The 25,911-nt window shown below is 75.4% G+C and carries 29 protein-coding genes; 12 read left to right on the top strand and 17 right to left on the bottom strand.

Going from position 1 to position 25,911, the window contains the following annotated elements; translation table 11 throughout:
• Positions 1-128: 128 nt before the first annotated feature.
• Positions 129-341, bottom strand: coding sequence for a hypothetical protein (locus ACI78U_RS14275; protein WP_456875987.1), 213 nt, complete (start codon positions 339-341; stop codon positions 129-131).
• A gap of 23 nt (positions 342-364) precedes the next feature.
• Between ACI78U_RS14275 and ACI78U_RS14270 the strand changes: the two genes are divergently transcribed.
• The 3 genes from ACI78U_RS14270 (at position 365) to ACI78U_RS14260 (ending at position 1,611) form a co-directional block, all read left to right on the top strand.
• On the top strand, positions 365-622 hold the full coding sequence (locus tag ACI78U_RS14270) for a hypothetical protein (RefSeq protein WP_456875986.1): 258 nt from the start codon (positions 365-367) through the stop codon (positions 620-622).
• Complete coding sequence (locus tag ACI78U_RS14265) at positions 619-1,047, top strand: hypothetical protein (protein ID WP_456875985.1); 429 nt, start codon at positions 619-621, stop codon at positions 1,045-1,047. Before ACI78U_RS14270 ends, ACI78U_RS14265 begins: the two co-directional genes overlap by 4 nt.
• A 96-nt stretch (positions 1,048-1,143) precedes the next feature.
• Positions 1,144-1,611 (top strand): BLUF domain-containing protein, encoded by a 468-nt coding sequence (locus ACI78U_RS14260; RefSeq protein WP_456875984.1) that lies wholly within the window; start codon positions 1,144-1,146, stop codon positions 1,609-1,611.
• A 65-nt stretch (positions 1,612-1,676) separates the two neighbouring features.
• On the opposite strand, the gene mgrA is transcribed toward ACI78U_RS14260, so the two are convergent.
• On the bottom strand, positions 1,677-2,708 hold the full coding sequence (gene mgrA, locus ACI78U_RS14255; protein ID WP_456875983.1) for an L-glyceraldehyde 3-phosphate reductase: 1,032 nt from the start codon (positions 2,706-2,708) through the stop codon (positions 1,677-1,679).
• A gap of 206 nt (positions 2,709-2,914) precedes the next feature.
• On the opposite strand from mgrA, the gene ACI78U_RS14250 reads away from it, so the two are divergent.
• Positions 2,915-3,730 carry an alpha/beta hydrolase gene (locus ACI78U_RS14250; RefSeq protein ID WP_456875982.1) on the top strand — a complete coding sequence of 272 codons (816 nt, stop codon included), beginning with the start codon at positions 2,915-2,917 and terminating at the stop codon, positions 3,728-3,730.
• Positions 3,731-3,769: 39 nt separating this feature from the next.
• On the opposite strand, the gene ACI78U_RS14245 is transcribed toward ACI78U_RS14250, so the two are convergent.
• The 6 genes from ACI78U_RS14245 to ACI78U_RS14220 all read right to left on the bottom strand — a co-directional run bounded on the left by ACI78U_RS14245 (position 3,770) and on the right by ACI78U_RS14220 (position 8,734).
• Positions 3,770-4,633, bottom strand: coding sequence for an HNH endonuclease (locus tag ACI78U_RS14245; protein WP_456875981.1), 864 nt, complete (start codon positions 4,631-4,633; stop codon positions 3,770-3,772).
• Positions 4,634-5,355: 722 nt separating this feature from the next.
• Positions 5,356-5,922 (bottom strand): isochorismatase family protein, encoded by a 567-nt coding sequence (locus ACI78U_RS14240; RefSeq protein WP_456875980.1) that lies wholly within the window; start codon positions 5,920-5,922, stop codon positions 5,356-5,358.
• A gap of 63 nt (positions 5,923-5,985) precedes the next feature.
• The gene (locus ACI78U_RS14235; protein WP_456875979.1) at positions 5,986-6,963 is read right to left on the bottom strand and encodes an NAD-dependent epimerase/dehydratase family protein; all 978 of its coding nucleotides are present in this window, start codon (positions 6,961-6,963) and stop codon (positions 5,986-5,988) included.
• A 46-nt stretch (positions 6,964-7,009) separates the two neighbouring features.
• Positions 7,010-7,249, bottom strand: coding sequence for a hypothetical protein (locus ACI78U_RS14230; RefSeq protein WP_456875978.1), 240 nt, complete (start codon positions 7,247-7,249; stop codon positions 7,010-7,012).
• Positions 7,246-7,854 (bottom strand): ClpP family protease, encoded by a 609-nt coding sequence (locus ACI78U_RS14225; protein ID WP_456875977.1) that lies wholly within the window; start codon positions 7,852-7,854, stop codon positions 7,246-7,248. Before ACI78U_RS14225 ends, ACI78U_RS14230 begins: the two co-directional genes overlap by 4 nt.
• Positions 7,855-8,002: 148 nt before the next feature.
• Complete coding sequence (locus tag ACI78U_RS14220) at positions 8,003-8,734, bottom strand: SDR family NAD(P)-dependent oxidoreductase (RefSeq protein WP_456875976.1); 732 nt, start codon at positions 8,732-8,734, stop codon at positions 8,003-8,005.
• Positions 8,735-8,853: 119 nt separating this feature from the next.
• Here ACI78U_RS14220 and ACI78U_RS14215 point away from each other — a divergent pair, with 119 nt between their 5' ends.
• Entirely contained in the window at positions 8,854-9,789 is a 936-nt protein-coding gene (locus ACI78U_RS14215; protein ID WP_456875975.1) for a LysR family transcriptional regulator, read from the top strand.
• Between the two features lie 19 nt (positions 9,790-9,808).
• Here ACI78U_RS14215 and ACI78U_RS14210 read toward each other — a convergent pair whose 3' ends face one another.
• From ACI78U_RS14210 to ACI78U_RS14200, 3 genes are read right to left on the bottom strand one after another with little or no spacing between them, the layout of a single operon-like run.
• Positions 9,809-10,501, bottom strand: a complete 693-nt coding sequence (locus ACI78U_RS14210; protein WP_456875974.1) for an SDR family NAD(P)-dependent oxidoreductase — start codon at positions 10,499-10,501, stop codon at positions 9,809-9,811.
• Entirely contained in the window at positions 10,498-11,151 is a 654-nt protein-coding gene (locus ACI78U_RS14205) for an NAD(P)H-binding protein (protein ID WP_456875973.1), read from the bottom strand. Before ACI78U_RS14205 ends, ACI78U_RS14210 begins: the two co-directional genes overlap by 4 nt.
• Positions 11,148-12,119 carry an alpha/beta hydrolase gene (locus ACI78U_RS14200; protein ID WP_456875972.1) on the bottom strand — a complete coding sequence of 324 codons (972 nt, stop codon included), beginning with the start codon at positions 12,117-12,119 and terminating at the stop codon, positions 11,148-11,150. Before ACI78U_RS14200 ends, ACI78U_RS14205 begins: the two co-directional genes overlap by 4 nt.
• A 248-nt stretch (positions 12,120-12,367) precedes the next feature.
• On the opposite strand from ACI78U_RS14200, the gene ACI78U_RS14195 reads away from it, so the two are divergent.
• From ACI78U_RS14195 to ACI78U_RS14170, 6 genes are all read left to right on the top strand, one after another.
• Positions 12,368-13,720: a hypothetical protein gene (locus tag ACI78U_RS14195; RefSeq protein WP_456875971.1), complete on the top strand. Its 1,353-nt coding sequence runs from the start codon at positions 12,368-12,370 to the stop codon at positions 13,718-13,720.
• Between the two features lie 2 nt (positions 13,721-13,722).
• Positions 13,723-14,595 (top strand): alpha/beta fold hydrolase, encoded by an 873-nt coding sequence (locus ACI78U_RS14190; protein WP_456875970.1) that lies wholly within the window; start codon positions 13,723-13,725, stop codon positions 14,593-14,595.
• A gap of 110 nt (positions 14,596-14,705) precedes the next feature.
• Positions 14,706-16,049 carry a cation:proton antiporter gene (locus tag ACI78U_RS14185; RefSeq protein WP_456875969.1) on the top strand — a complete coding sequence of 448 codons (1,344 nt, stop codon included), beginning with the start codon at positions 14,706-14,708 and terminating at the stop codon, positions 16,047-16,049.
• A 149-nt stretch (positions 16,050-16,198) separates the two neighbouring features.
• Positions 16,199-16,675, top strand: a complete 477-nt coding sequence (locus tag ACI78U_RS14180; protein ID WP_456875968.1) for a hypothetical protein — start codon at positions 16,199-16,201, stop codon at positions 16,673-16,675.
• 157 nt (positions 16,676-16,832) lie between these two features.
• Positions 16,833-17,000 (top strand): hypothetical protein, encoded by a 168-nt coding sequence (locus ACI78U_RS14175; RefSeq protein WP_456875967.1) that lies wholly within the window; start codon positions 16,833-16,835, stop codon positions 16,998-17,000.
• A 62-nt stretch (positions 17,001-17,062) separates the two neighbouring features.
• Positions 17,063-17,368 (top strand): hypothetical protein, encoded by a 306-nt coding sequence (locus tag ACI78U_RS14170; RefSeq protein ID WP_456875966.1) that lies wholly within the window; start codon positions 17,063-17,065, stop codon positions 17,366-17,368.
• 95 nt (positions 17,369-17,463) lie between these two features.
• Here ACI78U_RS14170 and ACI78U_RS14165 read toward each other — a convergent pair whose 3' ends face one another.
• The 4 genes from ACI78U_RS14165 to ACI78U_RS14150 all read right to left on the bottom strand — a co-directional run bounded on the left by ACI78U_RS14165 (position 17,464) and on the right by ACI78U_RS14150 (position 22,879).
• The gene (locus ACI78U_RS14165) at positions 17,464-20,340 is read right to left on the bottom strand and encodes a vitamin B12-dependent ribonucleotide reductase (protein ID WP_456875965.1); all 2,877 of its coding nucleotides are present in this window, start codon (positions 20,338-20,340) and stop codon (positions 17,464-17,466) included.
• Between the two features lie 119 nt (positions 20,341-20,459).
• Positions 20,460-21,008: a transcriptional regulator NrdR gene (gene nrdR / locus ACI78U_RS14160; RefSeq protein WP_456875964.1), complete on the bottom strand. Its 549-nt coding sequence runs from the start codon at positions 21,006-21,008 to the stop codon at positions 20,460-20,462.
• Between the two features lie 478 nt (positions 21,009-21,486).
• The gene (locus ACI78U_RS14155; protein ID WP_456875963.1) at positions 21,487-22,104 is read right to left on the bottom strand and encodes a hypothetical protein; all 618 of its coding nucleotides are present in this window, start codon (positions 22,102-22,104) and stop codon (positions 21,487-21,489) included.
• Between the two features lie 112 nt (positions 22,105-22,216).
• Entirely contained in the window at positions 22,217-22,879 is a 663-nt protein-coding gene (locus tag ACI78U_RS14150) for a LysM peptidoglycan-binding domain-containing protein (protein ID WP_456875962.1), read from the bottom strand.
• Between the two features lie 273 nt (positions 22,880-23,152).
• On the opposite strand from ACI78U_RS14150, the gene lexA reads away from it, so the two are divergent.
• A complete protein-coding gene (lexA, locus tag ACI78U_RS14145) occupies positions 23,153-23,941 on the top strand; it encodes a transcriptional repressor LexA (protein ID WP_456875961.1) in 789 nt (262 codons plus the stop codon).
• A 76-nt stretch (positions 23,942-24,017) separates the two neighbouring features.
• Here lexA and ACI78U_RS14140 read toward each other — a convergent pair whose 3' ends face one another.
• A complete protein-coding gene (locus ACI78U_RS14140) occupies positions 24,018-25,103 on the bottom strand; it encodes a hypothetical protein (RefSeq protein ID WP_456875960.1) in 1,086 nt (361 codons plus the stop codon).
• Complete coding sequence (locus tag ACI78U_RS14135) at positions 25,075-25,818, bottom strand: phosphatase PAP2 family protein (protein WP_456875959.1); 744 nt, start codon at positions 25,816-25,818, stop codon at positions 25,075-25,077. Before ACI78U_RS14135 ends, ACI78U_RS14140 begins: the two co-directional genes overlap by 29 nt.
• Positions 25,819-25,911: the final 93 nt, after the last annotated feature.

Raw genomic sequence — 25,911 nt, 5'->3', positions numbered from 1 at the left:
CACCTCGGTGCCGTGGACCAGCCAGCCGTCCCCGCGCCGCTCGACCCGGGCCAGGCTGTGCCCCTGCTCCTCGTCGCTGCGCCGCCACGCCACCACCCGGGGGTCCACGCCGCGCACGCTAGAGCCGCTCAGCCCTGCTCGCACCGGTCGAGGAAGGCGGTGAGCACCAGCGTCGGCAGGCGGTGCGGACGCAGCGGGTCGAGCACGGTGTGGCCGGCGAGCGCGCCGCCGACCGCGGCCGCGCTGCGCGACGTCGCGGCCGGTCTCTGGGGAACGGAGCCGTCCGCCGGGGGTCGTGTGTGGCCGCGGGGACACGGGTAGTGCGCCGCCGAGTCGCACACCGCCGAGACGAGGGAGACCTGCGATGACCGTTCCCGACACGACCACCCGCGACGCCGCCACCGGCCCGCGCGACATCAAGTCGCACGAGTCGACGAGCTTCGCCGACCTCGGCAAGGAGATGTGGTCCTACCTCACCGGCAAGGGCGCGGCGATCAACTACGAGTTCGTCGACATGACCGTCGAGGTGCCGCGCGAGACCGGCCCGGACTCCCCGCGCGCCACCTGGAAGCTCAACGGCACGCTGCGCATCACCACCGCCGAGAACGCCAGCCGGGGATGACCCCGGAGGGCGACCCGGCGCTCGAGGTCTCCGCCGACCTGTCCCTCGAGGTCGACGGCGTCCCGCTGCGGGTGCGGGCGTCCGGGTCGGAGATCACCGCCGCCTCCCCCGACGTCCGGCGGCTGTTCTCCGCGGTGCGGGTGGCGGGCGGGGCGGCCACGCAGGGCCCGCCCGGCCGGGCGGAACTCGCCCGGGTGGCCGACACCCTGGCCGGCCGGGGGCTGACCGCGCGGCTCGACGGTCCCGGCGGCCGGGTGCTCAGCCTGGGCGCCGACGTCGACTCGGCGGCGGGCTCGGCGCTGCTCGGCACGCGGCACGCGCGGCTGCACCCGGCGGGCACGCTGCTCAGCGGCGGGCCGGCCGCGCCGGTCGCGGCGCTCGTCCTCGTGGCGGTGGTGCTGTTCGCCCGCCGTCGCCGGCGCTGATCTCTCCGGCCGGGCGGGCGTCTCACATCGAGACAGCCGGCCCGCTCGCCCCTCACAGGATGACGGTGGAGGACTCCGTCGAACCGAGGGGACGCCATGACAGATGCCGCGCGTGACACCGCATCCGGCGACGTCTTCCGCCTGATGTACCGCAGCCGCAACCTGATCCCGGCCGAGGAGCGCAAGGAGGAGCTCGGCCGGCTGTTCAGCCAGGCGCGCCGGGACAACAAGGGCCGCGGGGTCACCGGCGCACTGCTGGTCCACGCCGACTGGTTCGTCCAGGTGCTCGAGGGCGAGGAGGCCACCGTACGGTCGCTCTACGCCACGATCGCGCGCGATCGGCGCCACGAGTTCGTGACGCTCCTCCACGGCCAGCGGGTCCCGAACCGGCGCTTCGCCCGCTGGGCGATGGCCCGGGTGTCCGACGACGGCGACCGGGACATCCCCCTGATCGCGCACACCGATGGCATCGTGCGCGCCGCCGGGCACCCGACGACCCCCGAGCAGGAGGAGGTGCTCGGGGTCATGCGAGACGCCGTGCGGGCGGCCGCCGAGACGGTGTGACCCGCGGAGCCCGTGCCCGCGACACCGCCCCGGTCCCAGGCAGGGCGGGCTCAGGCGCTGCGGGCTCAGGCGGTGCGAGGGCCCTCCCACAGGTCGACGCCGGTGTCGACGGCGTGCCGGTCGATGCGGGCGAGCTCGTCGGCGGAGAAGTCGAGGCGGTCGAGGGCGGCGACGTTCTGCTCGAGCTGGGCGACGCTGCTGGCGCCGATGAGCACGCTGGTCACCCGCGGGTCGCGCAGCGCCCAGGCCAGCGCCATCTGGGCGAGGGACTGCCCGCGCTCCCGCGCCATGCCGTCCAGCTCCCGGATGCGGCCCAGCGCCTCCTCGGTGAGCAGGTCGGTCGACAGCGACTTGCCCTGGCTGGCGCGCGAGCCCTCGGGGATGCCGGACAGGTACTTGTCGGTGAGCATCCCCTGGGCCAGCGGTGAGAACGCGATGCAGCCGACGCCGACCTCGGCGAGGGTGTCGAGCAGGCCCTCGGTCTCGATCCAGCGGTTGAGCATCGAGTAGCTGGGCTGGTGGATGAGCAGCGGCGTGCCCAGGTCGTCGAGGACAGCCGCGGCCCGCGCGGTGTCCTGCGGCGAGTACGACGAGATGCCGGCGTAGAGCGCCTTGCCCGACCGGACGGCGGTGTCGAGCGCGCCCATCGTCTCCTCCAGCGGCGTCGAGGGGTCGGGCCGGTGGGAGTAGAAGACGTCCACGTACTCGACACCCATCCGGCGCAGCGACTGGTCGAGGCTGGCGAGCAGGTACTTCCGCGAGCCGCCGCCCTGCCCGTAGGGGCCGGGCCACATGTCGTAGCCGGCCTTGGTGGAGAGCACCAGCTCGTCGCGGTAGGGGTGGAGGTCGTCGCGCAGGTGCCGGCCGAAGTTGGTCTCGGCGCTGCCGTAGGGCGGTCCGTAGTTGTTGGCCAGGTCGACGTGGGTGATGCCCAGGTCGAAGGCCCTCCGCAGCACCGCGCGCTGCCGCTCCAGCGGGACGTCGTCGCCGAAGTTGTGCCACAGCCCGAGGCTGATCGCGGGGAGGTCCAGGCCGCTGCGGCCGGTGCGGCGGTAGGTCATGGAGTCGTAGCGGTCCTGCGCTGCGGTGTGGGCCATGGCCGCTGTCCTGCCCGGCGCGCGAGGACCCGAACCGGGGAGCCGCCGAGCTGCGACCGCGCTGCGTAGGCGATCGGACGCCGGCCGGTGACGCTGCGCCGGGGTCGCAGCCCAGCGGTGCGCGGAGCCGCGCTGCGGCGGGCCGGCGGCGAGGAGGATGCGCGGCCGCGGGGGTCACGTCCACCCGACCTGGAGGGAGGGGCGCGATGCCCTTCTTCGACGGCTCCCGCGGCCGCATCCACCACACCGCGTGGCTCCCCGACGGCGAGGTGCGCGCCGTCGTCGTCTTCTGCCACGGCGGCTTCGGCGAGCACGTGGGCCTGTACGAGCCCCTCGGCCGACGGCTGGCCGCCGACGGCATCGCCGTGCACGCCCTGGACGCCATCGGCCACGGCCGCAGCGACGGCGAGCGCGACCTCATGACCTCGTGGGACGACTACGTCGACGACGCCCGGACCCTGGCCGGCATCGCCCAGGCCGAGCACCCCGGCCGCCCGCTGGTGCTGATGGGGCACTCCGGCGGCGGGGTGGCCGCCCTGCTGCTGGCCCAGCGGTCCCCGGACCTGGCGCAGGCCCTGGTGGTCTCCGCGCCGCCGGCCCAGTGCCTGCCCTGGGTCGAGGCCCTGATGGCCGCGGAGGCCGAGGACGTCGAGGACCCCGACCCCAGCCGGATGTTCAGCACCCACCCCGAGTACCTGGACCGGCTGCTGCACGACCCGCTGGTGCACCGCGGGCCCGTCCCCCGGCAGACGATGGTGGCGATCGAGGCGGCCTGGCCCGCGGTGGAGGCGGGGGTCGCCGAGGGGCGGCCGTCGATCCCGACGCTGTTCCTGCACGGCGAGTCGGACCCGATGGTGCCGGTCGAGCACTCGCGCGCGCTGGTCGCGCGGTTGCCCCGGGCCACGCTGCGCACGTTCCCCGGCGACCTGCACGACGTCCTCAACGAGCACGACCGGGAGACCGTGCACGACGTCGTCGCCGCGTTCGTGCTCGCCCAGGTCCGCCCCGCCGTCCGGGCCTGAGCGGACGGTCGCGCCCGGTCGCGGAGTGTGCCCAGCCCGTCAGAACGGCGGCGGGTCGTCGGCCGGGTCGGCGGATGGCGGGAGTGGCCTGGTGTCGTCCGGTGGTGGGTCGGGTGCTGCCGGGGGTGGTCGCACCCCGGGTGGGCGGGTCGTTCTTGTGATGCCGGAGGGTGTGGTGACCGTCAGGGTCCCGTCGGGGTGCAGGTGGAAGCGCCAGCCGCGGGCGAAGGTCTTGAGCCGGTGGTGGCTCCGGCACAGGCAGCACAGGTTGGCGCAGTCGGTGACCCCGCCGTCGGCGTGCGGGAGGACGTGGTCGGCGTCGGCCCAGCCGACCCGCTGGCCGCAGGTGAGGAACCGGCAGGCGCGGTCGCGGGTGCGCACGAACGCCTGCTGCGCGGGCGTGCGGGTGTAGCGGTCGACCGGGTCGGGCCGATCCAGCACCGGGCATCCGCAGTCCGGCTCGTCGGCGCCGTCGGGGTGCCGGTCGCAGCCTGTGCGTGCCAGCCGGCGCAGCCGGTCCAGCGTGCCGGTGGCCCGCAGCGTGCCGTCGGCGTCGGGGAGCGCCACCGTCACCGACCCGCCCTCGGGCGCCCGCACCCCGAGCGCGTCCAACTCGCGCAGCAGCTCGCGCAGGTGGGCGGCGGTGATGGGCAGCCCGTTGACCTCCCCGGCCTCCTCGCGGTCGCCGGCCAGCGCGGCGAGGCCGGCGATGATGGTCAGCTGCGCGGTCACCGCCGGGCCGGTCTGCCAGGGCCGCTGGATCAGGTCGGCGACCACCGCGCAGCGCAGCTCGCCGATCGGCCGGGGGTCGCCGTCGGCCTTGAGCATCCGGGCGAGTGAGTCGACCAGCGCGTGGCAGGCGGCGGCCACCTCGGCGGGCAGCTCGGCGGCCAGCGTGGCCATGCCCTCCAGCGGCGAGGGTCGACCCGCACGTCGGCGCGCCGCCGCGCCTGCTGCTTGCGCCGGCCGACGGCGTCGGCATCCAGGTCGAGCAGCAGGGCGAGGGCCCGCTGCTCGAGCCGGCCCACCGTCCACTGCGCGGCCGCGGGAGCAGCGCCGCCTCGATGCGGCGGGCGATCCCCGCCGGGGCGTGCTCCAGCACATCCACCAGCGCCTTGGCGCGGGTCTCGTCGAGGGCGCCGGCGGCCAGCGCCGCCCAGGTGGCGGGCAGTTTCTCCCGGTAGGTCCAGGCCCGGTGCGCCAGGTGGTTGGCGGTGCCGCGGCCGCAGTTGAGGACCACCGCCAGCTCGGCGGTGAAGAACTCCGACACCCCCGGCAGCTCGGTGTCCGGCGCCCACGAACCCGTGCGCGCGCCGGGAGTGCCGGGCGCGGGATCCAGGTCATCGGGAGAGTCGTCGGCCAGCCCGAGCACCAGTTCGGCCTTGTACGCGGCGGTCATGGCCTCCAACCGCGCGACCCGCTGCAGCTCGGCGGCCTTCTGCTCCCGCGACAGCAACGCCACCGGCAGCCGGCGGAACGGCGCGGGCGTGTCGATCACCGCATCGAGCAGCGCCTGCTCCACCGGCGACCGGCGCTCCGCGACCTCCACGACACCGAACCTACGGCGGAGGTACGACAGAACCCGCAGCTCAGAGCGGCAATGGGTCGCCGTGCACACGCACTCGTCAGGCGGTGGGCGTCCCCCGCAGGTCGACGTCGGCCGCAGCGACCGTGCCGGCGGTGCGCCCGGGCGCACCCGAGAAGCCCCAGTACAGGTTGGTGTGCGCGACGACCTGCTCGGGCGGCGGCGCGCCCCACTGCGTCTTGTCGCCGCAGGTGTGCGCGTCCCCGACCAGCAGCGCGTCGTAGCCGCGGACCACAGCGCCGTGCAGCGTGGCGCGGATGCAGGCGTCGGTCTCCGCGCCGGTCACCACGAGCCGGCCGACGCCGAGCCCGGCCAGCACCTGCTCGAGGTCGGTGCCCTCGAACGAGTCGCCGTAGTGCTTCTCGATCCGCGGCTCGCCGTCGGCCGGGGCGAGCTCGGGGACGATCCGCCACTCGTCGCTGTCGCGCGCCAGCTCCTCGTCGTCGTGCTGCACCCACACGACCGGGACCCGCTCACCGCGCGCCCGGTCCACGAGCCCCGCGATCGTGGCGACGACCTCGTCACGCGCGTGGGCCCCGCCGACCACGCCGTTCTGCACGTCGACGACGAGCAGCGCGCTGTTGGGCCTGTTCTGCAACGTGGTCATGCCGTCCCCTCGTATCGACCGCCGGTCGGGTCACCCTGGCACGGCCCACCGACGATCGCGGCGTCAGCGCACGGTGTACGGCCCGGTCGGCTCCGCGTGGTAGCCCTTCGCGCCGACGGTCAGGGCAAGCTCGCTGCGCGGCGGGCGCCCGGCGGCGAGCAGGTCGAGGGCGGCACGGAAGTCGTACTGCGGCGTCCAGCCGAGGTCGGCGCGGGCGGCGGCGTTGACGTACACCCGGTCGATCGAGGGGAACAGCCGCCAGCCCAGCCGCTCGTACAGGGCCGGCGCGTCGGGGAAGAGGCGGGCGACGACGGCCGGGGCGTCGGTGCGCAACCCGGCGAGGTCCTCACGGCGGAACGGCGTGGTGGCGCTGACGACGTAGCGGCCGAACCCGAGCGCCGGCGCCCGGTCGAGCGCGGCGCGGTGGGCGGAGACGACGTCGGCGAGGTCCACGCGCCGGTGCAGCAGCTCGTTGACCTTCACGTTGTCGTCGTCGTAGGCGCGGCGGACGTCGTCGGCGTCGTCGCCCTCGGGGAAGAACCGGGAGGTGCGCAGCACGACCACGGGCAGGCCGGTGTCGCGGGCGAGCAGCTCGCAGAGGTCCTCGGCGGCGACCTTGGTGGCGCCGTAGACGTTGCGCACCCGCGGGGCCACCGCCTCCGTGACCCACGCGGCGGGCTCCCCCGGCGCCGGGGTCAGCGCGCGGCCGAAGGCCGAGGTCGTGCTCGTGACCACGACCCGGCCGACGCCGGCGGCCACCGCCTCCTCCAGCACGGTGAGCGTGCCCGTGACGTTGGTGTCGACGAACGCCTGGCGGTCGTGCGTGCCGACGTGCGGCTTGTGCAGCGTGGCGGTGTGCAGCACGGCCTCGACGCCGGCCAGCGCGGCGCGGACCGCGCCCCGGTCACCGACCGAGGCGACGACGTCGGTCCACGGCGAGGGCAGCAGGTCCAGGCCGACGACGTCGTCGCCGGCGGCGCGCAGCACGCGGACCAGCGCCTCACCGAGGTGTCCCGAGCTGCCGGTGACCAGGACGCGCACGGCCCCACCCTGGCACGGCCGCGCAGCGGGTACCCCGCCCGCGGGGTCACCGTGCGGCGACCCGCTCCCTCGCCGGAGGGTCCGCCACGGCGTGCGGGCCCGTCGACAGCAGCGCCGCACGGGCGGCGAGGACGGCGGAGCGCTCGGCCAGCGCGGCGGCCCGGCGGGCCAGCTCCCGGGCGTGCGCCCGGCGCCGCGCCGCGGCGACCCGGCGGTGGTGCAGCACCGCGCGCCGCAGCTCCGCCGACCGGTCCTCGTGCAGCGCCACGCTCAGCCAGTCGGTCACCGTGCGCCCCCGCCGGCGGGGACGAGGGCCGGGCCGGGCAGGGCCGCCGCCGACCCGACGACGTGGTCGACGAGCCCGTACTCGACGGCCTGCTCCGCGGTGAACCACCGGTCGCGGTCGGAGTCGCGCTCGATCCGCTCCACGGTCTGCCCGGTGTGCCGCGCCTGCAGCTCGTTCACCTCGCGCTTGAGGCGGCGCAGCATGTCGGCCTGGACGGCGATGTCGGACTGCGTGCCCCCGACACCCGCCGAGGGCTGGTGGACGAGGATCCGGGTGCGGGGCAGGGCGTACCGCTTGCCCGGCGTGCCGGCCGTCAGCAGGAACTGGCCCATCGAGGCCGCCATGCCGAACGCGTAGGTGGCGACGTCGCAGTCGATGAACTGCATGGTATCGTACACGGCCATCCCCGCGGTGACCGAGCCACCGGGTGAGTTGACGTAGAGGTGCACGTCCCGGGTGGGGTCGTCGGCCGCCAGGAGCAGCATCCGCGCGCACAGCTGGTTGGCGACGTCGTCGTCGACCTGGCTGCCCAGGACGACGATGCGCTCCTGCAGCAGCCGGTCGAGGACGGCGTCCTGCAGCGAGCCGTGGCCGTTCGTCGTCATCGTTCTCGGACCTCCTGGGGACCGCCGGGACCGGACGGTCGCAGTCAATCGGGAGATCCGCGGAAATGCGCTGCAAAATGGCGCCGTTACGCTTTCCGCGCATTTCTTGCGCCGATGGCGAAATGGTGTCGACGGCGCCGCGCCGGCATCACCAGGGCAGGCGGCGGCCGTCCCGGAGGAAGTCGCCGGTGGTGCCCCCGGGCGGCAGGTCGACCGCCCGCAGGATGCTGGCGGCCGCGTCGTCCGCCGACCGCCCGCCGGTGCCCCGGTCGTCGGTCGCCACCCAGCCGGGGCAGACGGAGTTCACGGCGATGCCCTCGCGCCCGAGCTCGGCGGCCAGCATGCGGGTCAGGGCGTTGAGGGCGGCCTTCGAGACGCGGAACGCGGGCGCTCCCCCGCCCATGTTGACCAGCGACGCGGCCTCCGCGGACACGTTGACGACCCGCCCGGCGGAGCTGCGCCGCAGCAGGGGGAGGAAGGCCTGCGTGGTCCGCCAGGCGCCCAGCACGTTGGCCTCCCACGCCCGCTGGACCTGCTCGAGGTCCGCCGCGGTGGCGGTGCCGCGCACGTCGCGGGGCGCCGCGGCGTTGTTCACGAGGGCGTCGACCCGGCCGTGGCAGCGGCGCACCTCCTCGGCGGCCCGGGTGCAGCTGGACGGGTCGGTCACGTCGAGCCGGACGACGTCGAGGCGGACGCCGTCGCGCGCGCCGAGCTCCCGGGCCGCGGTCAGCCCGCGGCGCAGGTCGCGCACGGCCATGACGGGGGTGTCACCGCGGAGCGCGAGCCGGCGCACGAGCTCGAACCCGATGCCGCGGTTGGCGCCGGTCACCACGACCACCGCCGGCGGCACCCGGGACGCTGCCGGGGGCCGTGCGGCCACGGTGGGTCGTCCCTGCACCTGACCCTCCACTCGTCGCGGTCGGTCACCGCCGACCGTCCTCCGTCAGTGCAGGACCTGCAGAACTGTCGGTCCAATGCCGGGCGTGATAGCACCCCCTCATGGACGTGCACCTGCGGGACCTCCGGTACTTCCTCGCGGTGGCCGACGAGCTGCACTTCACCCGCGCCGCCCAGCGGTTGTTCGTCTCCCAGCCCGCGCTCAGCCGGCAGATCCAGGTGCTCGAGCAGCACGTCCGCGCGCCGCTGTTCGCCCGCGGGCCGCGCGGGGTCACCCTGACCACCGCCGGCCGGGCCCTGGTCCCCTACGCCCGGGCGACGGTCGCGACCTGGGACGAGGCCCAGCACGCCGTCGCCGAGGCGGTCGCCGCCGCGAGCCGGACGATCACGGTCGGGATGTCGGTGGGCGTGGGCCGCGGCCTCATCCCGGCCGCGGTCGAGGCGTTCGAGCAGCGCCACCCGGGCTTCACCGTCCAGTTCCAGCAGACGACGTTCGACGACCGCACCGCCGGCCTGACCTCGGGCGCCGCCGACCTCGCGTTCTGCTGGCTGCCCCTGCCCGAGGACAGCGGGCTGGCCCACCGGGTGCTCGTCCGGGAGGAGCGGCACCTGGCGCTGCCCACGGCCCACCCCCTCACCGAGCGGGCCGAGCTCACGATGGCCGACCTCTACGACGAGCCGTTCCTCGCGCTGCCCGAGTCGACGGGCAGCCTGCGGGACTACTGGCTGGCGGTCGAGGCCCGCGACGGCCACCCCGTGCGGATCGGCGCGGTGGTGCACGGCCCCGAGGAGACGGTGGAGGCCCTCGGCCGGGGCCTGGGCGTCGCGCTGATCAGCGCCGGCAACGCGGCGATCTACCGCCGTCCCGAGTACGTGGTCCGTCCGGTGCGCGGGCTGCCGCCCGGTGAGCTGGCCATCGCGTGGCGCGACGGCGACCCCCGGCCGGCCGTCCACGACTTCGTGGCCGCCTGCGTGGAGGCCGCCGCGTCGACGCCCGGCGCGGGAGTGCCCGGCCCCCCGACCGCCGCGGCCGGGTGAGTCCGGCCGCCCGACCGGGTCACCAGGGGATCGGCCGGCCGTCGCGGAAGAAGCCGCCGCTGGGCCCGTCGTCGCCGACGTCGACGGCGAACAGGACGCTGGCCGCGCCGTCGGCCACCGGACGGCCGCCCGCGCCGCCCATGTCGGTGGCCACCCACCCCGGGCAGACGGCGTTGACCAGCACGCGACGGCGGCGCAGGTCGGCGGCCAGCTTGACGGTGAGCATGTCGAGGGCGGCCTTGGAGACCGAGTAGGCCGGCGCACCCCCCGCGCCGTTGGTCTCCCCGAAGGACCCGGCGCCGCTGGAGACGTTGACCAGGCGGCCCCCCGGCCGCAGCAGCGGGGCCAGCGCCACCGCCATCCGCCAGGCGCCCACGACGTTGACCGCCAGCGCCTCGGCGACCACGCCGAGGTCGGCGTCGACCGCGGTCTGCCAGGTGTCGTAGTGGACGGCGGCGTTGTTGACCAGCACGTCGACGCCGCCGTGCTCGATGCGCAGCCAGGACGCCAGCGCCTCGACGCTGGCCGGGTCCGCGACGTCGAGCTGCCGGACGACGACCGGGCCGGTCATGCCACGGGCGGCGTCCCGGCCGCGCGCCTCGTCGCGGGACCCGAGGACGGTGGTCACCCCGCGGGCGGCGAGCCGGGCCACCACCTCCCGGCCGATCCCGCGGTTGGCGCCGGTGACGACCGCGACGCCGCTGGTCCTCACCGCGCACCCGCCACGCGGTCGGGGGCCAGGGCGGCCAGCGCCGCCGTCCAGTCCACGGCCCCCGTCGCCGGGTCGTCGAACACCTCGAAGGTGACCGGTGCACCCGGTGGGCGCAGCAGCAGGTGCACGCACGCCGCCGCCACGGTGTCTCGGCTGGTCTCCCCGTCACCGGTGTCGCCCTGCTCGAGCCGGACGCCGGTGGCGGGCCGGTCGGTGAGCCAGCCGGGCCGCACGACGGCGTGGTCGGCGCCGCTGGCCCGCAGTGCCTGCTCACCGCGCCACCGGGCCTCGGTCACGTGCGCCATCGCCGGGTACGCCTGCGGGCGGGTGACGTAGATCTGGCTCACCAGCACGACCCGGATCCCCCGGTCCGCCGCCGCGGCGGCGAGGGCGGCCACGCCGCGGTGCACGACCGCCTCGGCGCCCTCGGCGTCATAGGGCGGTTCGACCGACACCGCGACCCCGCCGATCCCCTCCAGGGCCGCCGGCCACGTGGCGGGGTCGGCGAGGTCGCCGACGGTCGTGCCGACCCCGGCGACCGGCCGCGGCCGGCGGCTGAGGACCGTCACGGGCCGCCCGGCGGCGAGCAGCCCCTGGACGACCCGCCGGCCGGTGCGCCCCGAGCCGCCGACGACGAGCAGGGTGCTCACAGGTGCTCGGCGAAGTGGGCGCCGGCCAGGGAGACGGCGCGGTCGACGTGGGCGTCGCCGTCGTAGAAGTCGAACTGGGTGCCCTCGTCCCAGTACTGGTCGATCGTCCCGGCCACCGACGCGGCGAACCGGTGCGCGCCCTGCGGGATGGCGGCGTCCTCGCTGTGCACGAGCAGCACCGGCTGCCGCACCTGGGGGGCCAGGGCGATCGGGTCGTAGGTGAGCCACCCGGGCCAGGCCATGACGGCGAAGCGGTTGCTCCAGGCGGGTACCCCTCCCCGCAGCGGGTCCTGGTAGAAGTCGATGTCGAACGGCATCGCGGTCAGCGGGTCGCCGGCGCCGACCGCCGGCACGTAGGTCACCTCGCCGGTCGCCTCGTGGTGGCTGCGCGCCCGGGCGCCGGCGGCCATCCGCATCGCCACCCCCTCGGCGCCGCCGTAGGTGTCCGCGACGACCTCCGCGTCGTGCAACCAGGGGGCCACCAGGGCCAGCGCCCGCACCCGCGGGTCGGTGACGGCGTTGGTGACCGTGTACCCCGCCGAGGCACAGACCCCGAGCGCACCGATCCGCCCGGGGTCGACGACGTCGGTGCGGCCGGCCAGGTAGCCCACCGCGTCACCGATGTCGCGGGCCTTCAGCGCCGGTGACTCGTAGTCGCGCAGGGCTCCCCCGCTGGCGCCGTAGCCGGTGTGGTCGAAGGCCAGCGCGGTGTGACCGCGGGCAGCCAGCCGGGCGGCGTACCGGTCGGCCATCTGCTCCCGGACGCTGGTCCAGGTGCCGGTGACCACCACGCCGGGCAGCGGACCGCTGACCCCCGCCGGCCGGTAGAGCACCCCGGCCAGCGGGGTGCCGTGGGCGGGGAAGACGACGGCCTCGGCCGTCACGCCGTCGGCGCGGCGGCGCCCCTCGTCGCGGACCCGGGCCGGCGCGGTCGCCGTCCGCACGGGCATCGGCGGTGCAGCGGTCATGTCGCTCTCCACGGCGGGGCGGGACGACGGAGCGAGGGGCCCGGCCGGCGGGGGCTCCGGCCGGGCGCGTCCACGGTGACGCGGAGGGAGGGCGGGAGGCCAATACCGAAGCCGATCACGTCCCGCTATCGCCCCTCCCGGATGTGTCCGGCGGTCGCCGGACGGACGCGACGGTCTCCGTTGACCCGGGTGCCCGCCGGCGGGAGCCTCGCCCCGCGCGGGGGCCGAGTACAGCGAGGACGGACGCGATGAGCACCACGCAGCGGCCGACGACCACCCCGGCCGGGGGGATCCCGGCCGCCCGCAGGTCCGAGGAGGCGCCGCCGCGGTCCGACCCGCTGGCCGACCTGGCCGCCTTCCCGCTGCTGGAGGCGCTCTACGGGCGCCGGTCCCGGCGTTTCGCGCTGGGCGACGAGATCCCGGACGGCCCGTTGGCCCACCGGTCGCGGCACGATCCGGTCCCGCTCACCGAGCTGGAGCGGATGCTGGTCCTCAGCGCGGCGGGCGGGACGACGGGCTGGCACTACTCGATCACCCGCAACGCCCGGTACGCGCCGCACGCCGCGAACTACGCCGGAGGGGCGGCCGGGCGGACCTTCCCGTCGGCGGCCGGCTTCCACACTGCGGAGCTGTTCTTCACCGACGACTCCGGCGTCTGGTTCTTCCCGACCCGGGACGCCGGAGCGCTGGTCGACCCCGCCACCGAGGAGGTCACGCCGCGGCTGATGGTCGAGCGGCACCGCGACCGGGTGCGGCGGCTCTCCGACCGCCGGCTCCACCTGCCGGCCGAGGAGCCCTACATGGAGGGCCACAACACCTGGTGCGTCAACGTGCCGGGATCGCTCCTGGTCATCCCGGTGGCCGACATCGCCCAGCACATGATCGCGATCCTCTGCTTCCTCGCGCAGAACGGGTACAGCGTCAGCGACGACGTCCACCGCCGCCGGATCCCGGGCGTCGAGGCCTTCGCCGACCTGGTCGACGTCGAGGAGCCGCTGCCGCTGACCTTCGTCGAGCAGTACGCCCTGACCGAGGCGACCGCGGAGCTGGCGACGAGCTGCTACGCGGGCGCGCTGGTGCTGCAGGCGATGGGCCTCGGCGGCTGGATGTTCGACGGGATCGACCGGTTCACCGTGCTCGGCGCGTCGGGGAACCCCGAGGTCCCGGGGCTGGGGTTCCGCTATGACGAGGACGAGCGCTGGTCGACGCCGAACCCGACCGGCCTGCCCGGGGTGTTCGAGGCGTTCTGCCCACCACACCACGCCGACATGGCCGCCGCGGTCGACGCGTTCGTGGTGCGCAAGTTCGGCCCGGGCGGGCCGTTCCACCGCGACACCCCGGGCGCGTGGACCGACAGCCCCGGCTTCCGCGGGAGCGCGCAGGTGCACGACGCGCGCTTCCGGGCGCTGATCGCCCTGCAGGCGCAGTACGTGTTCGACACGTTCGGCAAGTTCCCGGGGACGGTGCCGACCCTGTTCATCCTCAACTACCTGCAGGCCCACCACCTGGACCTGGAGTTCTACGACCGGTTCTTCACCGCGAACGCGTACCTGCGCACGCACGCCGAGCACATGGACCGGTGGCACGCCGAGGAGGGCTGACCGTGGGCGGGTACGTGGCCGGCAACGGCCTGGACATCTGGACCGAGCAGGCCGGCGCGGGACCCGACGTCCTGCTCGTCTGCGGCGCCGGGGACACCGTCGAGGCGTGGCAGGCGCAGCTCGACGGGCTGGCCGGCCGCTACCGGCTGACGGCCTTCGACAACCGGGGCGCCGGCCGCACCGCGATGCCGGACGAGCCGGTCACCATCGAGGCGATGGCGGACGACGCCGCGGCGGTGCTGGACGGGCTCGGGATCGCCGCCGCGCACGTGGTGGGCTACTCCGGCGGCAGCATCGCCGTCCAGGAGCTCGCGCTGCGCCACCCCGACCGGGTGCGCAGCCTCGTCCTGCAGAGCACCTGGGCCGCGATGGACCCCTACTACCGGTCCTGGGTGCGCTTCGTGCAGTGGCTCGTCGAGGCCGCCCCGAGCGAGCGGGCGTTCCTCGAGGGGTTCTTCCTCGACATCTACACACCCCGGGCGTACGCGGACGGCACGGTCGCCGCGCTGGTCGACGACGCGCTGGCGTTCCCGCACAAGCAGTCGGCGCGGGACCTGCAGCGCTACCTCGACCCGCTGCCCGACCACGACACGACCGCCCGGCTCCCGCAGATCGCGGTGCCGACGCTGGTCCTCGCCGGCGGCGTCGACCCCGGTGCGCGTCCGGCGCTGGGCCGGGTGGTGGCCGACGCCATCCCCGGCGCCCGCTTCGAGGTGTGGGAGACCGAGTCGCACCAGCCCTTCCAGGAGGTGCCCGAGCGCTGGAACGCCCGGGTCGACGCCTTCTGGCAGGGGGTCGAGGCCGGGCCGGTGCCGCTCCCCCGCCGGCAGCAGGCGCAGCCGGGGGCGGCTGCCCCGACGACGGCGCAGGGCTGAGCAGCTCCGGTTTCCACAGGCGCGAAAGTGCCGCGCACGGAACCGGTGACGGGGAGCGGGGGGCTGCGCCACCATGTGCCGCCGCTCAGCCCCCACCTCCGGAGACCCCCATGCCCGCACCGTCCCTGCCCGGGGACCAGGTGATCGCCTTCGTCCTGCTGGACATCGCGATCATCCTGATCGCCGCCCGCCTCGTCGGCGCGCTCGCCCTGCGCGTCGGCCAGCCCCGCGTCGTCGGCGAGATCGTCGCGGGCGTCCTCCTCGGCCCCTCCCTGCTGGGCGCCACGACGTTCGTCTGGGACGACGCGCCGTCGTTCCTGGCCTGCGACCGGTCCCTCCCGGAGGGGGTGGCGCCGAGCATCAGCTCGTGCCTGTTCCCGGCCCAGGCGCAGAGCGGGCTGGCCCTGCTCGGCACGATCGCCCTGGTCCTGTTCATGTTCCTGGTCGGGCTCGAGCTCGACACCGACCGCCTGCGTGGCCGGGCCGCCGGCATCGTCACCGTGGCCGTCGGGGTCGTGGCCATCCCGGTCGCGCTGGGGTTCCTCATCGCGCCGGTCCTCTTCACCGACCGGTTCACCGGCGTCGGCGACCCGTCCCGGATCGGCTTCACCCTCATGGTGGGCGCGATGCTGGCGGTGACCGCGTTCCCGGTGGCCGCGCGCATCCTCCAGGAGAAGGGGCTGGCGACCTCGCCGCTCGGCATCGTCGGCATCGCGGCGGCGGCGCTGGTCACCATCCTCATGTTCCTCACGGTGGGCGTCGCCCGAGGCGTGGCCACCGGGGAGCCGTCCTCCTCGCACCTGTGGCGGCTGACCGGGACGCTGGTCTTCCTCGCGGTGATGTGGCTGGTCGTGCGGCCGGCACTGGCGCGGCTGTTCCGTGGTGGCGAGGCAGGCGACCCGCTGACCGGCACCCAGTTCGCCGTCGTCATGGGCATGGTCGTGCTGGCCGCGTACGCCGCCGACCGGATCGGCATCCACGCGCTCGTCGGTGGCTTCGTCGCCGGCCTGGTCGTGCCGCGGCACGCCGTCCTCACCACGGCGCTGACCTCGCGGCTCTCCGACGTGGCGATCGTGTTCCTGCTGCCGATCTTCCTGGCCTACAGCGGGCTGCGAACCGACTTCACCACGCTGACCTGGGCCGTGGTGCCCGGCATCGCGCTCTTCGTGGTCGTGGCGATCATCGGCAAGTGGGGCGGCGGCCTGGTCAGCGGGCGCCTCGGCGGGCTGACCTGGGGCGAGAGCAACGCGCTGGGCATCCTGATGAACTGCCGCGGCCTGATGGTGCTCGTCGTCGCCCTGGTGGCGCTCAACGCCGGGGTCATCAGCCCCCAGTTGCAGGCCGGCGCGGTGGTCATGGCGCTGATCACCACCGGCATGACCGGCCCGCTGGTCGACCGGTACCTGGGCCGCCCGGAGCAGCAGCCGACCGCCCGGGCCGTCGAGGTCGGCTGACCCGGCGCGCCGCTCCGCCGCGGTCCCGCTCGCACGGCCACCGGCCCGGCCCCTCGACGAGGGACCGGGCCGGTGGTCCGTCCGGGCCCGCCGCCGGCGACGGTCCTTCGCCTCTGCCCGCGCCGCCGCGGCGGCGGGAGGGTCGGTCCATGCGCCAGCAGCTGCGTTCCGTCCGAGCCGGGGTGGTCACCCTCCTCGGCGTCGTCCTGCTCGCCGCGTGCTCCGGCGACGACGAGGGCTCCGGCGACGGCGGCGGGTCCGCCGCCGACACCCCGGCGACCGACTCCCCCGCGGAGGACTCGGCGGCCGGGGACGACTTCTGCGCCCAGGCCGCCGACCTCGACCAGCGGGTGGAGGACGCCGTGGCGGAGGCCGCGGGCGACGCCTCGGTCCCGGAGGTGTTCCGTCAGCTCGGGGACGAGATGCGCGCCATGAGCGCACCGGAGGCGATCGCCGACGACTGGGAGGCCATGCAGGCCGGCCTGGACCGGATGGCCGACGCGATGGCCGACCTCGACCTCACCGACCAGGACTCGGTCGCCGCGCTCGAGGACGCCGGCAGCGGGCTGGACACCGCGAGCGAGAACGTCGACACCTACCTGCGCGAGGAGTGCGGGATCGACTGACCCGCGGGCGACCGGTGTCGCCGGAGCGCGCGTGCGCCCGCCCCGCGGTGGGTAGAGGGACTCCTGACGACCGGGCATCCACTCCCGGCGCCGCCGATCCGCTGGAGGCGACGTGTCGCCCTCTCGTCCCCCCGTTCCCGACGTCGACCGTCGCATCGTGGCCGCCTACCGAGAACTCGGCACCGCTCGCGACGACTTCCAGAGCGCCCCGAGCGGCCGCGCCTTCGGCCTGTGCCAGGCGGCCCAGGACGCGCTCGACGCGTTGCTCGACCTGCGGCTGAGCCTCACGGCCGCGATCGCACCGACGGCGGCGGCCCCGGCCTGAGGGCGGGCACCGCGCTCGGCGGGACCTCCTCGGCCCGACCGCGGGTCGGGCACGATCGCGCGGTGGACCCCGAGCAGCTGCTGCGGACGACGGCCGACCGGCTGGACGCGCTCGCCGCGCGGACGACCCCCGGCGACTGGCGCACCGGCGGACTGCTGGCGACCCGCCCCGAGGTGGTCGCGCACTCCCCCGACGACGGCACCGAGCACGTGGCCGAGGCACGGGCCCGGACCGGTGCGTGGATCGCGGCCCTCTCCCCCGCGCTCGCCGCGCCGCTGGCGGGCTGGCTGCGCGCCGCGGCGACGCAGGTGCCGGTCGACCCGGCCGCCGAGGCGTTCGCCCGGGCGCTGCTCGCGCGGCTGCCCTGACGCGTCGCCCCCGCGAGACGTCACCGGCCCGGCCCCCCGCAGGGGACCGGGCCGGTGACGACCTCGGTGGTCAGGGACGTCCCTGACCGGTCAGGTCAGCTGCAGCCGCTGGTGGAGCCGCAGCCCTCGCAGACGTAGCAGCTGCCGGCCGGGCGCATCTTCGTGCCGCAGGTCATGCACAGCGGCGCGTCGGTGACGTTGCCGGTGACCAGCTCGAGCAGCTCGGCCGAGGAGTGGGCCTCCTTGACCGGCTTGTCCGCGGCGGGCTCGGGCTTGGCCGGCGTCTCGGTCGGCACCGAGCCGCGCAGCGCCTCGACGTCGACCTCCTCCTCGACGACCTCCGCCGTCGAGGCCGAGCCGCCGTAGCTGCCCGAGACCTGGGCCGCCCGCTCCTCGGCGGTGAAGATGCCGAGGGTGGCGCGGGTCTCGACCGGCAGGTGGTCGAGGGCCAGGCGGCGGAAGATGTAGTCCATCACCGACTGCGCGATCCGGATGTCCGGGTCGTCGGTCATGCCGGCCGGCTCGAACCGCATGTTGGTGAACTTCTGGATGTAGGTCTCCAGCGGCACACCGTGCTGCAGCGCGATCGAGATGCCGATCGAGAAGGCGTCCATGACACCGGCCAGGGTCGAGCCCTGCTTGCCGAGCTTGAGGAACACCTCGCCGAGGCTGCCGTCCTCGTACATCCCGGCGGTCATGTAGCCCTCGGCGCCGGCGACGCTGAACGACGTCGTCATGCTCTGCCGCTTCTTGGGCAGCCGGCGGCGGACCGGGTGCGACGTCGCGGCGACCGGAGCCGCCTCCACCTCGGCCTTGGCCCCACCATCGGCAGTGGTCTTCTTGGCCTTGGCGTCGGACAGCGGCTGGCCGACCTTGCAGTTGTCGCGGTAGATCGCCAGCGCCTTGAGGCCGAGCTTCCAGCCCTGGAAGTAGATGTTCTCGACGTCCTCGACGGTCGCCGTCTCCGGCATGTTGACCGTCTTGCTGATGGCACCGGAGATGAACGGCTGCACCGCGGCCATCATCCGCACGTGGCCCATCGGGGAGATGGCCCGCTCGCCCATCGCGCAGTCGAAGACCTCGTAGTGCTCCGGGCGCAGGCTCGGGGCGTCGACGACGTGGCCGTGCTCGGCGATGTACTCGACGACCGCCTCGACCTGCTCGTCCTGGTAGCCGAGGCTCTTGAGCGCCCGCGGGACCGTCTGGTTGACGATCTGCATGGACCCGCCGCCGACCAGCTTCTTGTACTTGACCAGCGAGAAGTCCGGCTCGATGCCGGTCGTGTCGCAGTCCATCATGAAGCCGATGGTGCCGGTGGGGGCGAGCACCGAGGCCTGGGCGTTGCGCCAGCCGTTCTCGGCACCGATGTCCAGGCACTCCTGCCACTGGGCGGTGGCTGCGCGGAGCACGTCGGCGTCATCGGCGCCGACCGGGCGGATGGCGTCGTTGGCCGCGGCGTGCTTGCGCATGACCCGGGCGTGGGCGTCGGCGTTGCGGGCGAAGCCCTCGTAGGCGCCGACGATGCCGGCCAGCTCGGCCGAGCGCCGGTAGGCGGTGCCGGTCATCAGCGAGGTGATCGCCGCGGCGAGGGTCTGGCCGCCGCGCGAGTCGTAGGCGTGGCCGGTCGCCATGAGCAGCGCGCCCAGGTTGGCGTAGCCGATGCCCAGCTGCCGGTAGGCCCGGGTGGTCTCACCGATCGGCTCGGTCGGGAAGTCGGCGAAGCAGATGGAGATGTCCATCGCCGTGATGACCAGCTCGACGGCCTTGACGAACGTGCGGGCGTCGAAGGTCCCGTCGTCCTTCAGGAACTTCATGAGGTTCAGCGACGCCAGGTTGCACGAGCTGTTGTCCAGGCTCATGTACTCCGAGCAGGGGTTGGACGCGTTGATCCGACCCGTCTCGGGGTTGGTGTGCCAGTCGTTGATCGTGTCGTCGTACTGGATCCCGGGGTCGGCGCACTCCCACGCGGCCTGGGTGACCTTGCGGAACAGGTCCTTGGCGTCGACGGTCTCGATCACCGAGCCGTCGAGGCGGGCGCGCAGGCCGAAGCCGGTGCCGTCCTCGACCGCGCGCATGAACTCGTCGGAGACGCGGACCGAGTTGTTCGCGTTCTGGTACTGGACGCTGGTGATGTCCTTGCCGCCGAGGTCCATGTCGTACCCGGCGTCGCGCAGCGCGCGGATCTTGTCCTCCTCGCGCGACTTGGTCTCGATGAACTCCTCGATGTCGGGGTGGTCGATGTCGAGGACGACCATCTTGGCCGCGCGCCGGGTGGCGCCGCCGGACTTGATCGTCCCCGCGGACGCGTCGGCGCCGCGCATGAAGCTGACCGGACCCGAGGCGGTACCGCCGGAGGACAGCAGCTCCCTGGACGAACGGATGCGCGAGAGGTTCAGGCCGGCGCCGGAGCCGCCCTTGAAGATCAGCCCCTCCTCGCGGTACCAGTTGAGGATCGAGTCCATCGTGTCGTCGACGGCGAGGATGAAGCAGGCGCTGACCTGCTGCGGGGCGCTGGTGCCGACGTTGAACCACACGGGGCTGTTGAAGCTGAACACCTGGTGCAGCAGCATCCACGTCAGCTCGTGCTCGAAGACCTCGGCGTCGCCCTCGGTGGCGAAGTAGCCGTGCTCACGGCCGGCGGCGCCGTAGGTCAGGACGACCCGGTCGATGAGCTGGCGCAGGCTGGTCTCCCGCTGCGGCGTCCCAACGGCGCCTCGGAAGTACTTGGTCGTGACGATGTTGGTGGCGTTGATGCTCCACTCGGCAGGGAACTCGACACCGCGCTGCTCGAAGTTGACCGAGCCGTCACGCCAGTTGGTCATGACGACGTCGCGGCGCTCCCAGGCCACCTCGTCGTAGGGGTGGACCCCGGCGGTCGTGTAGACGCGCTTGACCTTCAGGCCCTTCCCCCGGGTCGGCGCCTTGGGGGCACGACGCGTGCGGCCTGCCGGGCGGTCCTCGATCTCGGTCACGAGCTCTCCCTCGGTGAGTGGTCCAGGCGGCTGGGGAAGAGAGCCACCCTGTTCCTAGCGGTTGGTGCTGACGGTTCTGAGGTGGTGCTGGACGGTCCGGCGACGCTGCCGGCCGGTGGTCAGGGGGTGGCGGCGCCGCTGGTGCCGGCCTGGCCGCGCCCGCCACGACGGCGCGGCGGCGGGTCGAGCTGCATGCCGGGCAGCGGTGGCGTGCCACCGGTGTGGTGCCGCGCGCGCAGCTCGGTGATCTCCTTCTCGAAGTCCTCGACCGAGCTGAAGGCGCGGTAGACGCTGGCGAAGCGCAGGTAGGCCACCTCGTCGAGCTCCCGCAGCGGCCGCAGGATCGCCAGGCCCACCTCGTGGCTGGGCACCTCGGCCACCCCGCTGGCGCGGATGGCGTCCTCCACCTGCTGGGCGAGCTGCTGGAGCTGGTCCTCGTCGACCGGCCGGCCCTGGCAGGCCCGGCGCACGCCCGCGACGACCTTCGAGCGGTTGAACGGCTCGCTGACCCCGCTGCGCTTGACGACGGCGAGGACGGCCTCCTCCACCGTGGTGAACCGGCGGCCGCAGGCGGGGCAGGAGCGACGGCGGCGGGTGGTGGCACCCTCGTCGGCCTCGCGCGAGTCGATCACCCGGCTGTCGGGGTTGTGGCAGAAGGGGCAGCGCACTGCGGTTCACCTCCCTCTGCGGACGGGCTCGGTGCCGGTCTCCCCGGCGCCGGGTGGGACGTACCGGCGGACGGCCGGATGCCACCGGCCACCGCGCCTCGCCGCCCTCTGCTGTGGACCCCTCTGGGGACATCCGGTGGACACCCCGGGGATGACCTGAGGACGCCCTGTGGAGGACTCCCTCCGTCGTGACCACTAGATGTAGGGGGACAGTAGGCCGGGCTCCACAACATCTGCAAGCCGACGCCGGGCGTGTCTCTTCCGCCGAGATGCGGTCGTGACCTCGCGGTGACCAGGCGCGACCACCTCTCCCACCCGTCACACGACACGCCGCGGCGCCCGCGCATCGGCGCGCGGGACAGGACTGCCGGGTGTACGGAGCGGCCACGGACACGCGGCCGCGCGGTGCACGGCCCGGCACCGTCGGGCGACGCCGCCGGCGGGTCCGGGAGGGCGCGGGACGCCGGGGAGGGGTCGCTCAGACCGACGGGCGCACCGCGGGACGCCTGCCGCGCGGGTTCGGCACCAGGTCGCCCAGGCGGATCGGCCGGGTGAGCAGGTCGGGCTCCCCGTCCGGCGCGAGGGCCGTGTCAGGGGTGGCGACGGGCACGCCGACGGCCGGCATCTCGGCGGTGACCGCGCGGTGTCGGCCGGCGCCGGCCGCGGAGGGAGCCCGGTGCCGGCCCGGCGCCTCCGCGCCGACGGCCGGCTGCTCGGCGGTCACGTCGGCACAGTGCCGGCGGGAACGGCGCGGGCGGTCAGCAGCCGGCACACCGACCGGGCGGACGACGGACATCGCGGCCGTGACGGGCCCCCCGGGAGCGGAAGCCGTGACGGCGGTGTGCGCGGTGACCGCCGGCGCCAGCGTGAGCCGGCGCTCCGGCAGCCGGACGGCGGCCAGCTCGACCCAGGTCCCGGCGCCCTCGACGACGCCCGGGACCTCGGTACGCAGTCGCACCCAGACCTCGCACGCGCCGGTGTCGTCGTGCCGCCAGCCGAGCATCGCGCCCACGACCCAGGCGCCGTCCACGAGCACCTCGACGTCCTGCGGCGACCCGAACGACACCGCTGCCCTGCTGTTCACGGCTGCTGACACGTCCTCACCGTATGTGTTCGTCCGAGCCGGATGCGTGAGCGACCGGACACCGATGGTTGACGAACCGGGCCGGGCGGTCTCGTCACTTGTCCGGGGAGTGCCCCCGTCCCGGTCACGGCAGGCGCAGCACCTGACCGGCGACCACCGCCGAGTCCTCGAGGTCGTTGAGCTCCTCGATCGCGTCGACGACGACGCGCACGTCCTGCTCCGGGCCGGCGACCTCGCCGGCGATCGACCACACGGTGTCACCCGGCTGCACGACGACGCTGCTCTCCCCGGCGAGCCGCAGGCCCTGCTCGGGGGCGAGCACCTCCCGCCCCAGGACCGCGCCGCCGACGCCCGCGGCGAGGACCAGCACGGCCACCAGGCGGCGCCCGCGGTGGGTCAGCCGCACGGGGCCGGGGGCCGGCGCCGCCGGACCGCGGCCGGCCCGGGCCGGCTCGCAGCGCACCGGCCGGCCCCCCGGCCGCGCCGGTGCCCGGCGGGTGCGGGGCGCCTCGGCGGCCGGCCCCGCGGCGGGACCGGTGGCACGGACGGGCGCCGCGGCCGGGCGGTCGGGCACCGGCCGCAGGTGCCCGGTGATCCGCGGACCCGAGCCCGGCAGGGCCGCCCGCGGCGACGCCGGAGCGCCCTGGGCCGGGCGACGCGGGGCCGGGGGAGGTGCCTGCCGGCGCGGGGCCGCGGTCCCGCGCACGGCCCCCTCCGCCAGCAGCGGCCGCCAGGGGACCCGGACCGCCGCGTCGAACTCCAGAACCGCCTGGTGCACGCTGCCCATGACCACTCCTCCTCGTCGCCCCACCGCCGTCGAACACGCGTTCGATCGAACGTCTGTGCGATGTCTACCGCATGGGGCCGACGGGGTCGACCCGACACCTCCGACGGGTTTCGAACACACGTTTGAAGTACCGGGCCCGAGGCGCTACGGTCCGATCAGCAGCCGTCCGCCCGTTCCCCCGGACGCCGGCACCTCCCGGCGTCCGGGGGCCGGGTCCTCCGGGCGGCGGGCGGGACACGAGGGCCGTGGCGACACGGCCGGCGAGGAGGAGACGTGGCGGGCACGAGCGGCACCGGCCAGGGCACGCGCGGGGGTACGGCCACCCGGCGAGGAGGCCGGCGGGGGACGGACACCGCTGCCGACGGCGCCGGGGGGCAGACCGCCGCGGTGCGGTCGTTCCCCGACCGGGGCGACGCCGGCGACGGGCTGACCCAGCGGCAGCGCCGGGTCCTCGAGGTCATCCGCGACTCGATCGACCGCCGCGGTTACCCGCCCTCGGTCCGGGAGATCGGCGAGGCGGTGGGCCTGTCCTCGGCGTCGTCGGTGGCCCACCAGCTCTCGGTGCTGCAGAAGAAGGGCTGGCTGCGGCGCGACCCCAACCGCCCGCGCGCGCTCGACGTGCGGCTGCCCGGGGACACGGCCACCGAGGGCGCACCGGCCGCGCCGGCCGCCGCCGACGGCGGCACCGCGCCCACCTACGTGCCGCTGGTCGGCCGGATCGCCGCCGGCGGCCCGGTGCTGGCCGAGCAGGCCGTCGAGGACGTCTTCCCGCTGCCGCGCGAGCTGGTCGGCGAGGGCACCCTCTTCATGCTCCGCGTCGCCGGTGACTCGATGGTCGACGCGGCGATCTGCGACGGCGACTGGGTGGTCGTGCGCCAGCAGCCCACCGCCGAGAACGGCGAGATCGTCGCCGCCATGCTCGACGGCGAGGCCACGGTCAAGACCTACAAGCGGCGCGACGGGCACGTGTGGCTGCTGCCGCACAACCCGGCCTACGAGCCCATCCCGGGTGACGAGGCCACCGTCCTCGGCCGCGTGGTGTCCGTCCTGCGCCGCGTCTGACCCCACCGCCCGACCCCAGGCGGGCCCGGCTCCCGCCGCGCCGGTCGGCGGGAGCCGGGCCCGCGTGGCCGCGGGCTCAGCCGGTGGGTGGCGCGGCCGCCCGCCGCCGGCGCAGGCGGCCGCCGATCCACACCGCCACCGTGGCGACGGCGGCCGCCACCAGCGCGGCGGTGATCGGGGGGACGTCCGTGCCGCCGTCGGCGGGCGCGGTCGCCGTCGAGGTCGCCGTCGAGGTCCCCGCCGGTGACGACGACGCGGCGGCCCCGGCCGGGATCGGCACGACCGTGACGTCGCCGGGCGGTCCCTCCCCGGCGACGAGCAGCGCGGCGCCGTCGGCGGTGAACGACACCGCCTCCCCCTGCGGTGCCTCGGGCAGCGCGATGCGCGCCGGCTCGCCCGCCAGCGCGGCCGGGACGTCGGACCCGGCGAGCGGCCAGACGTAGGCGTCGGTGTAGGTCCGCAGCGCGATCCGGCTGCCGTCGCGGGCGACGGCGCCCCCGGTCACCAGCAACTGGCCGGCACGCCCCACCGGGCCGCCCGGCGTCCCGGTGAGCGTGAAGGCCACGGTGCCCACGTCGGCCAGCGCGACCGTGCCGCCGTCGACCAGCGGCGCCGCCGGCCGGTAGACGTGACTCGCCCCGAGCACCTCCTTGGTGACCAGGTACGGCGTGCCGTCGGGCGCGACCAGCAGTGCCTCGGCGTCGTGCGGGCCGTCGGGATAGGTGAGCCGGTACAGCGCCGTGGCGCCGTCGGGCCGCAGCGCGATGAGGGCGACGGTCCCCCGGGTGGCGTTGTTGTCCCCGGTGTCGGCCAGCCACACGGTGCCGTCGGGTCCGACGCCGAGGTCCTCGGGGTCGTAGGGGTCCAGCGGCGCGACGGTCTCGTCGACGACCCGGCAGGTCTGGTCGAGCACCGCGACGGTCACCCGCTCACCGCCGTCGGCGACGGCCAGCATCCGGTCGCCGACGTCGACGAGCCCGGAGAGCTCAGCGAGCCGTGGGTCGGTCACCTGGCAGCGCGGTGCGGGCGCGGCCTCCTCGGCGGCCGCGGAGGCCGCCGGCAGCAGGACCGGGGCGAGCCCCAGCGCGAGCCCGAGGACGGCGGCCGGTGCGCGCGGGGCGGACGCCCGCGCGCTACGCGGGAGGACGGCCGACGCGGGCACTCGCCCAGCGTGACAGCACGACTGCGTCGAGTGCGTGCACCACGCCCAGCAGCAGGATCCCGACCGCGGCCCCGACGACCGCGTCGGTGACCCAGTGGAAGTCCAGCGAGACCATGGCGATCCCGGTGGCCACCGGCCCGACGACGCTGAGCCACCACAGCGTCCGCTGCACCGGCGGCGCGAGCCGGTACTCGACGGCCTGCCAGCGGGCCACGCCCCACATGAGCACGGCGTTGGCCACGTGCCCCGAGGGGTAGCTGGCGCCGTCGCGGTGGAAGAACGAGCCGGGATAGGCGGGCGCCGTGCGACCGGTGCCGAACTTGAACGCGTAGACCACGACGGTCAGCAGGGCGAGGGCGACGAGCACCCGCACCAGGGGCAGCAGCGTCCGCCGGCGGATGCACAGCCAGCCGACCAGGCCGGCCAGGACGACGAGGATCGTGCCCCGTCCGCCGATCTGGGTCACCGCCCAGACCGGCCAGTAGACCGGGGAGTCGCGCAGCCCCCACTGGCTGACGATCTCGGAGACCTCGAGGTCGAGCCGCTCGAGGACACCCCGGCTGAGCAGGTCGACGGTGACGCCCACGGTCACCACGAGCGACAGGATCATCAGCCACCACGGCGGCCGTCCGGGGGTCACGACGGCGGGGACGGGGGCCGACGGGTCGCCGTCGGCCGGCGCTCCCCTCCCCCGACGCACCACGCCGCTGGTCACGCGGCCACGGTACCGGGCCGTGACCCGGCCGTGACCTCGCCGCGGGGGACGGCGAGCCGCCCGGGTGGCCGGCGGGCAGCCGGTCACCCGGGC

This window comes from Geodermatophilus sp. SYSU D00710 (assembly GCF_054050195.1).
This window is presented reverse-complemented; position numbering and strand designations above follow the sequence as displayed.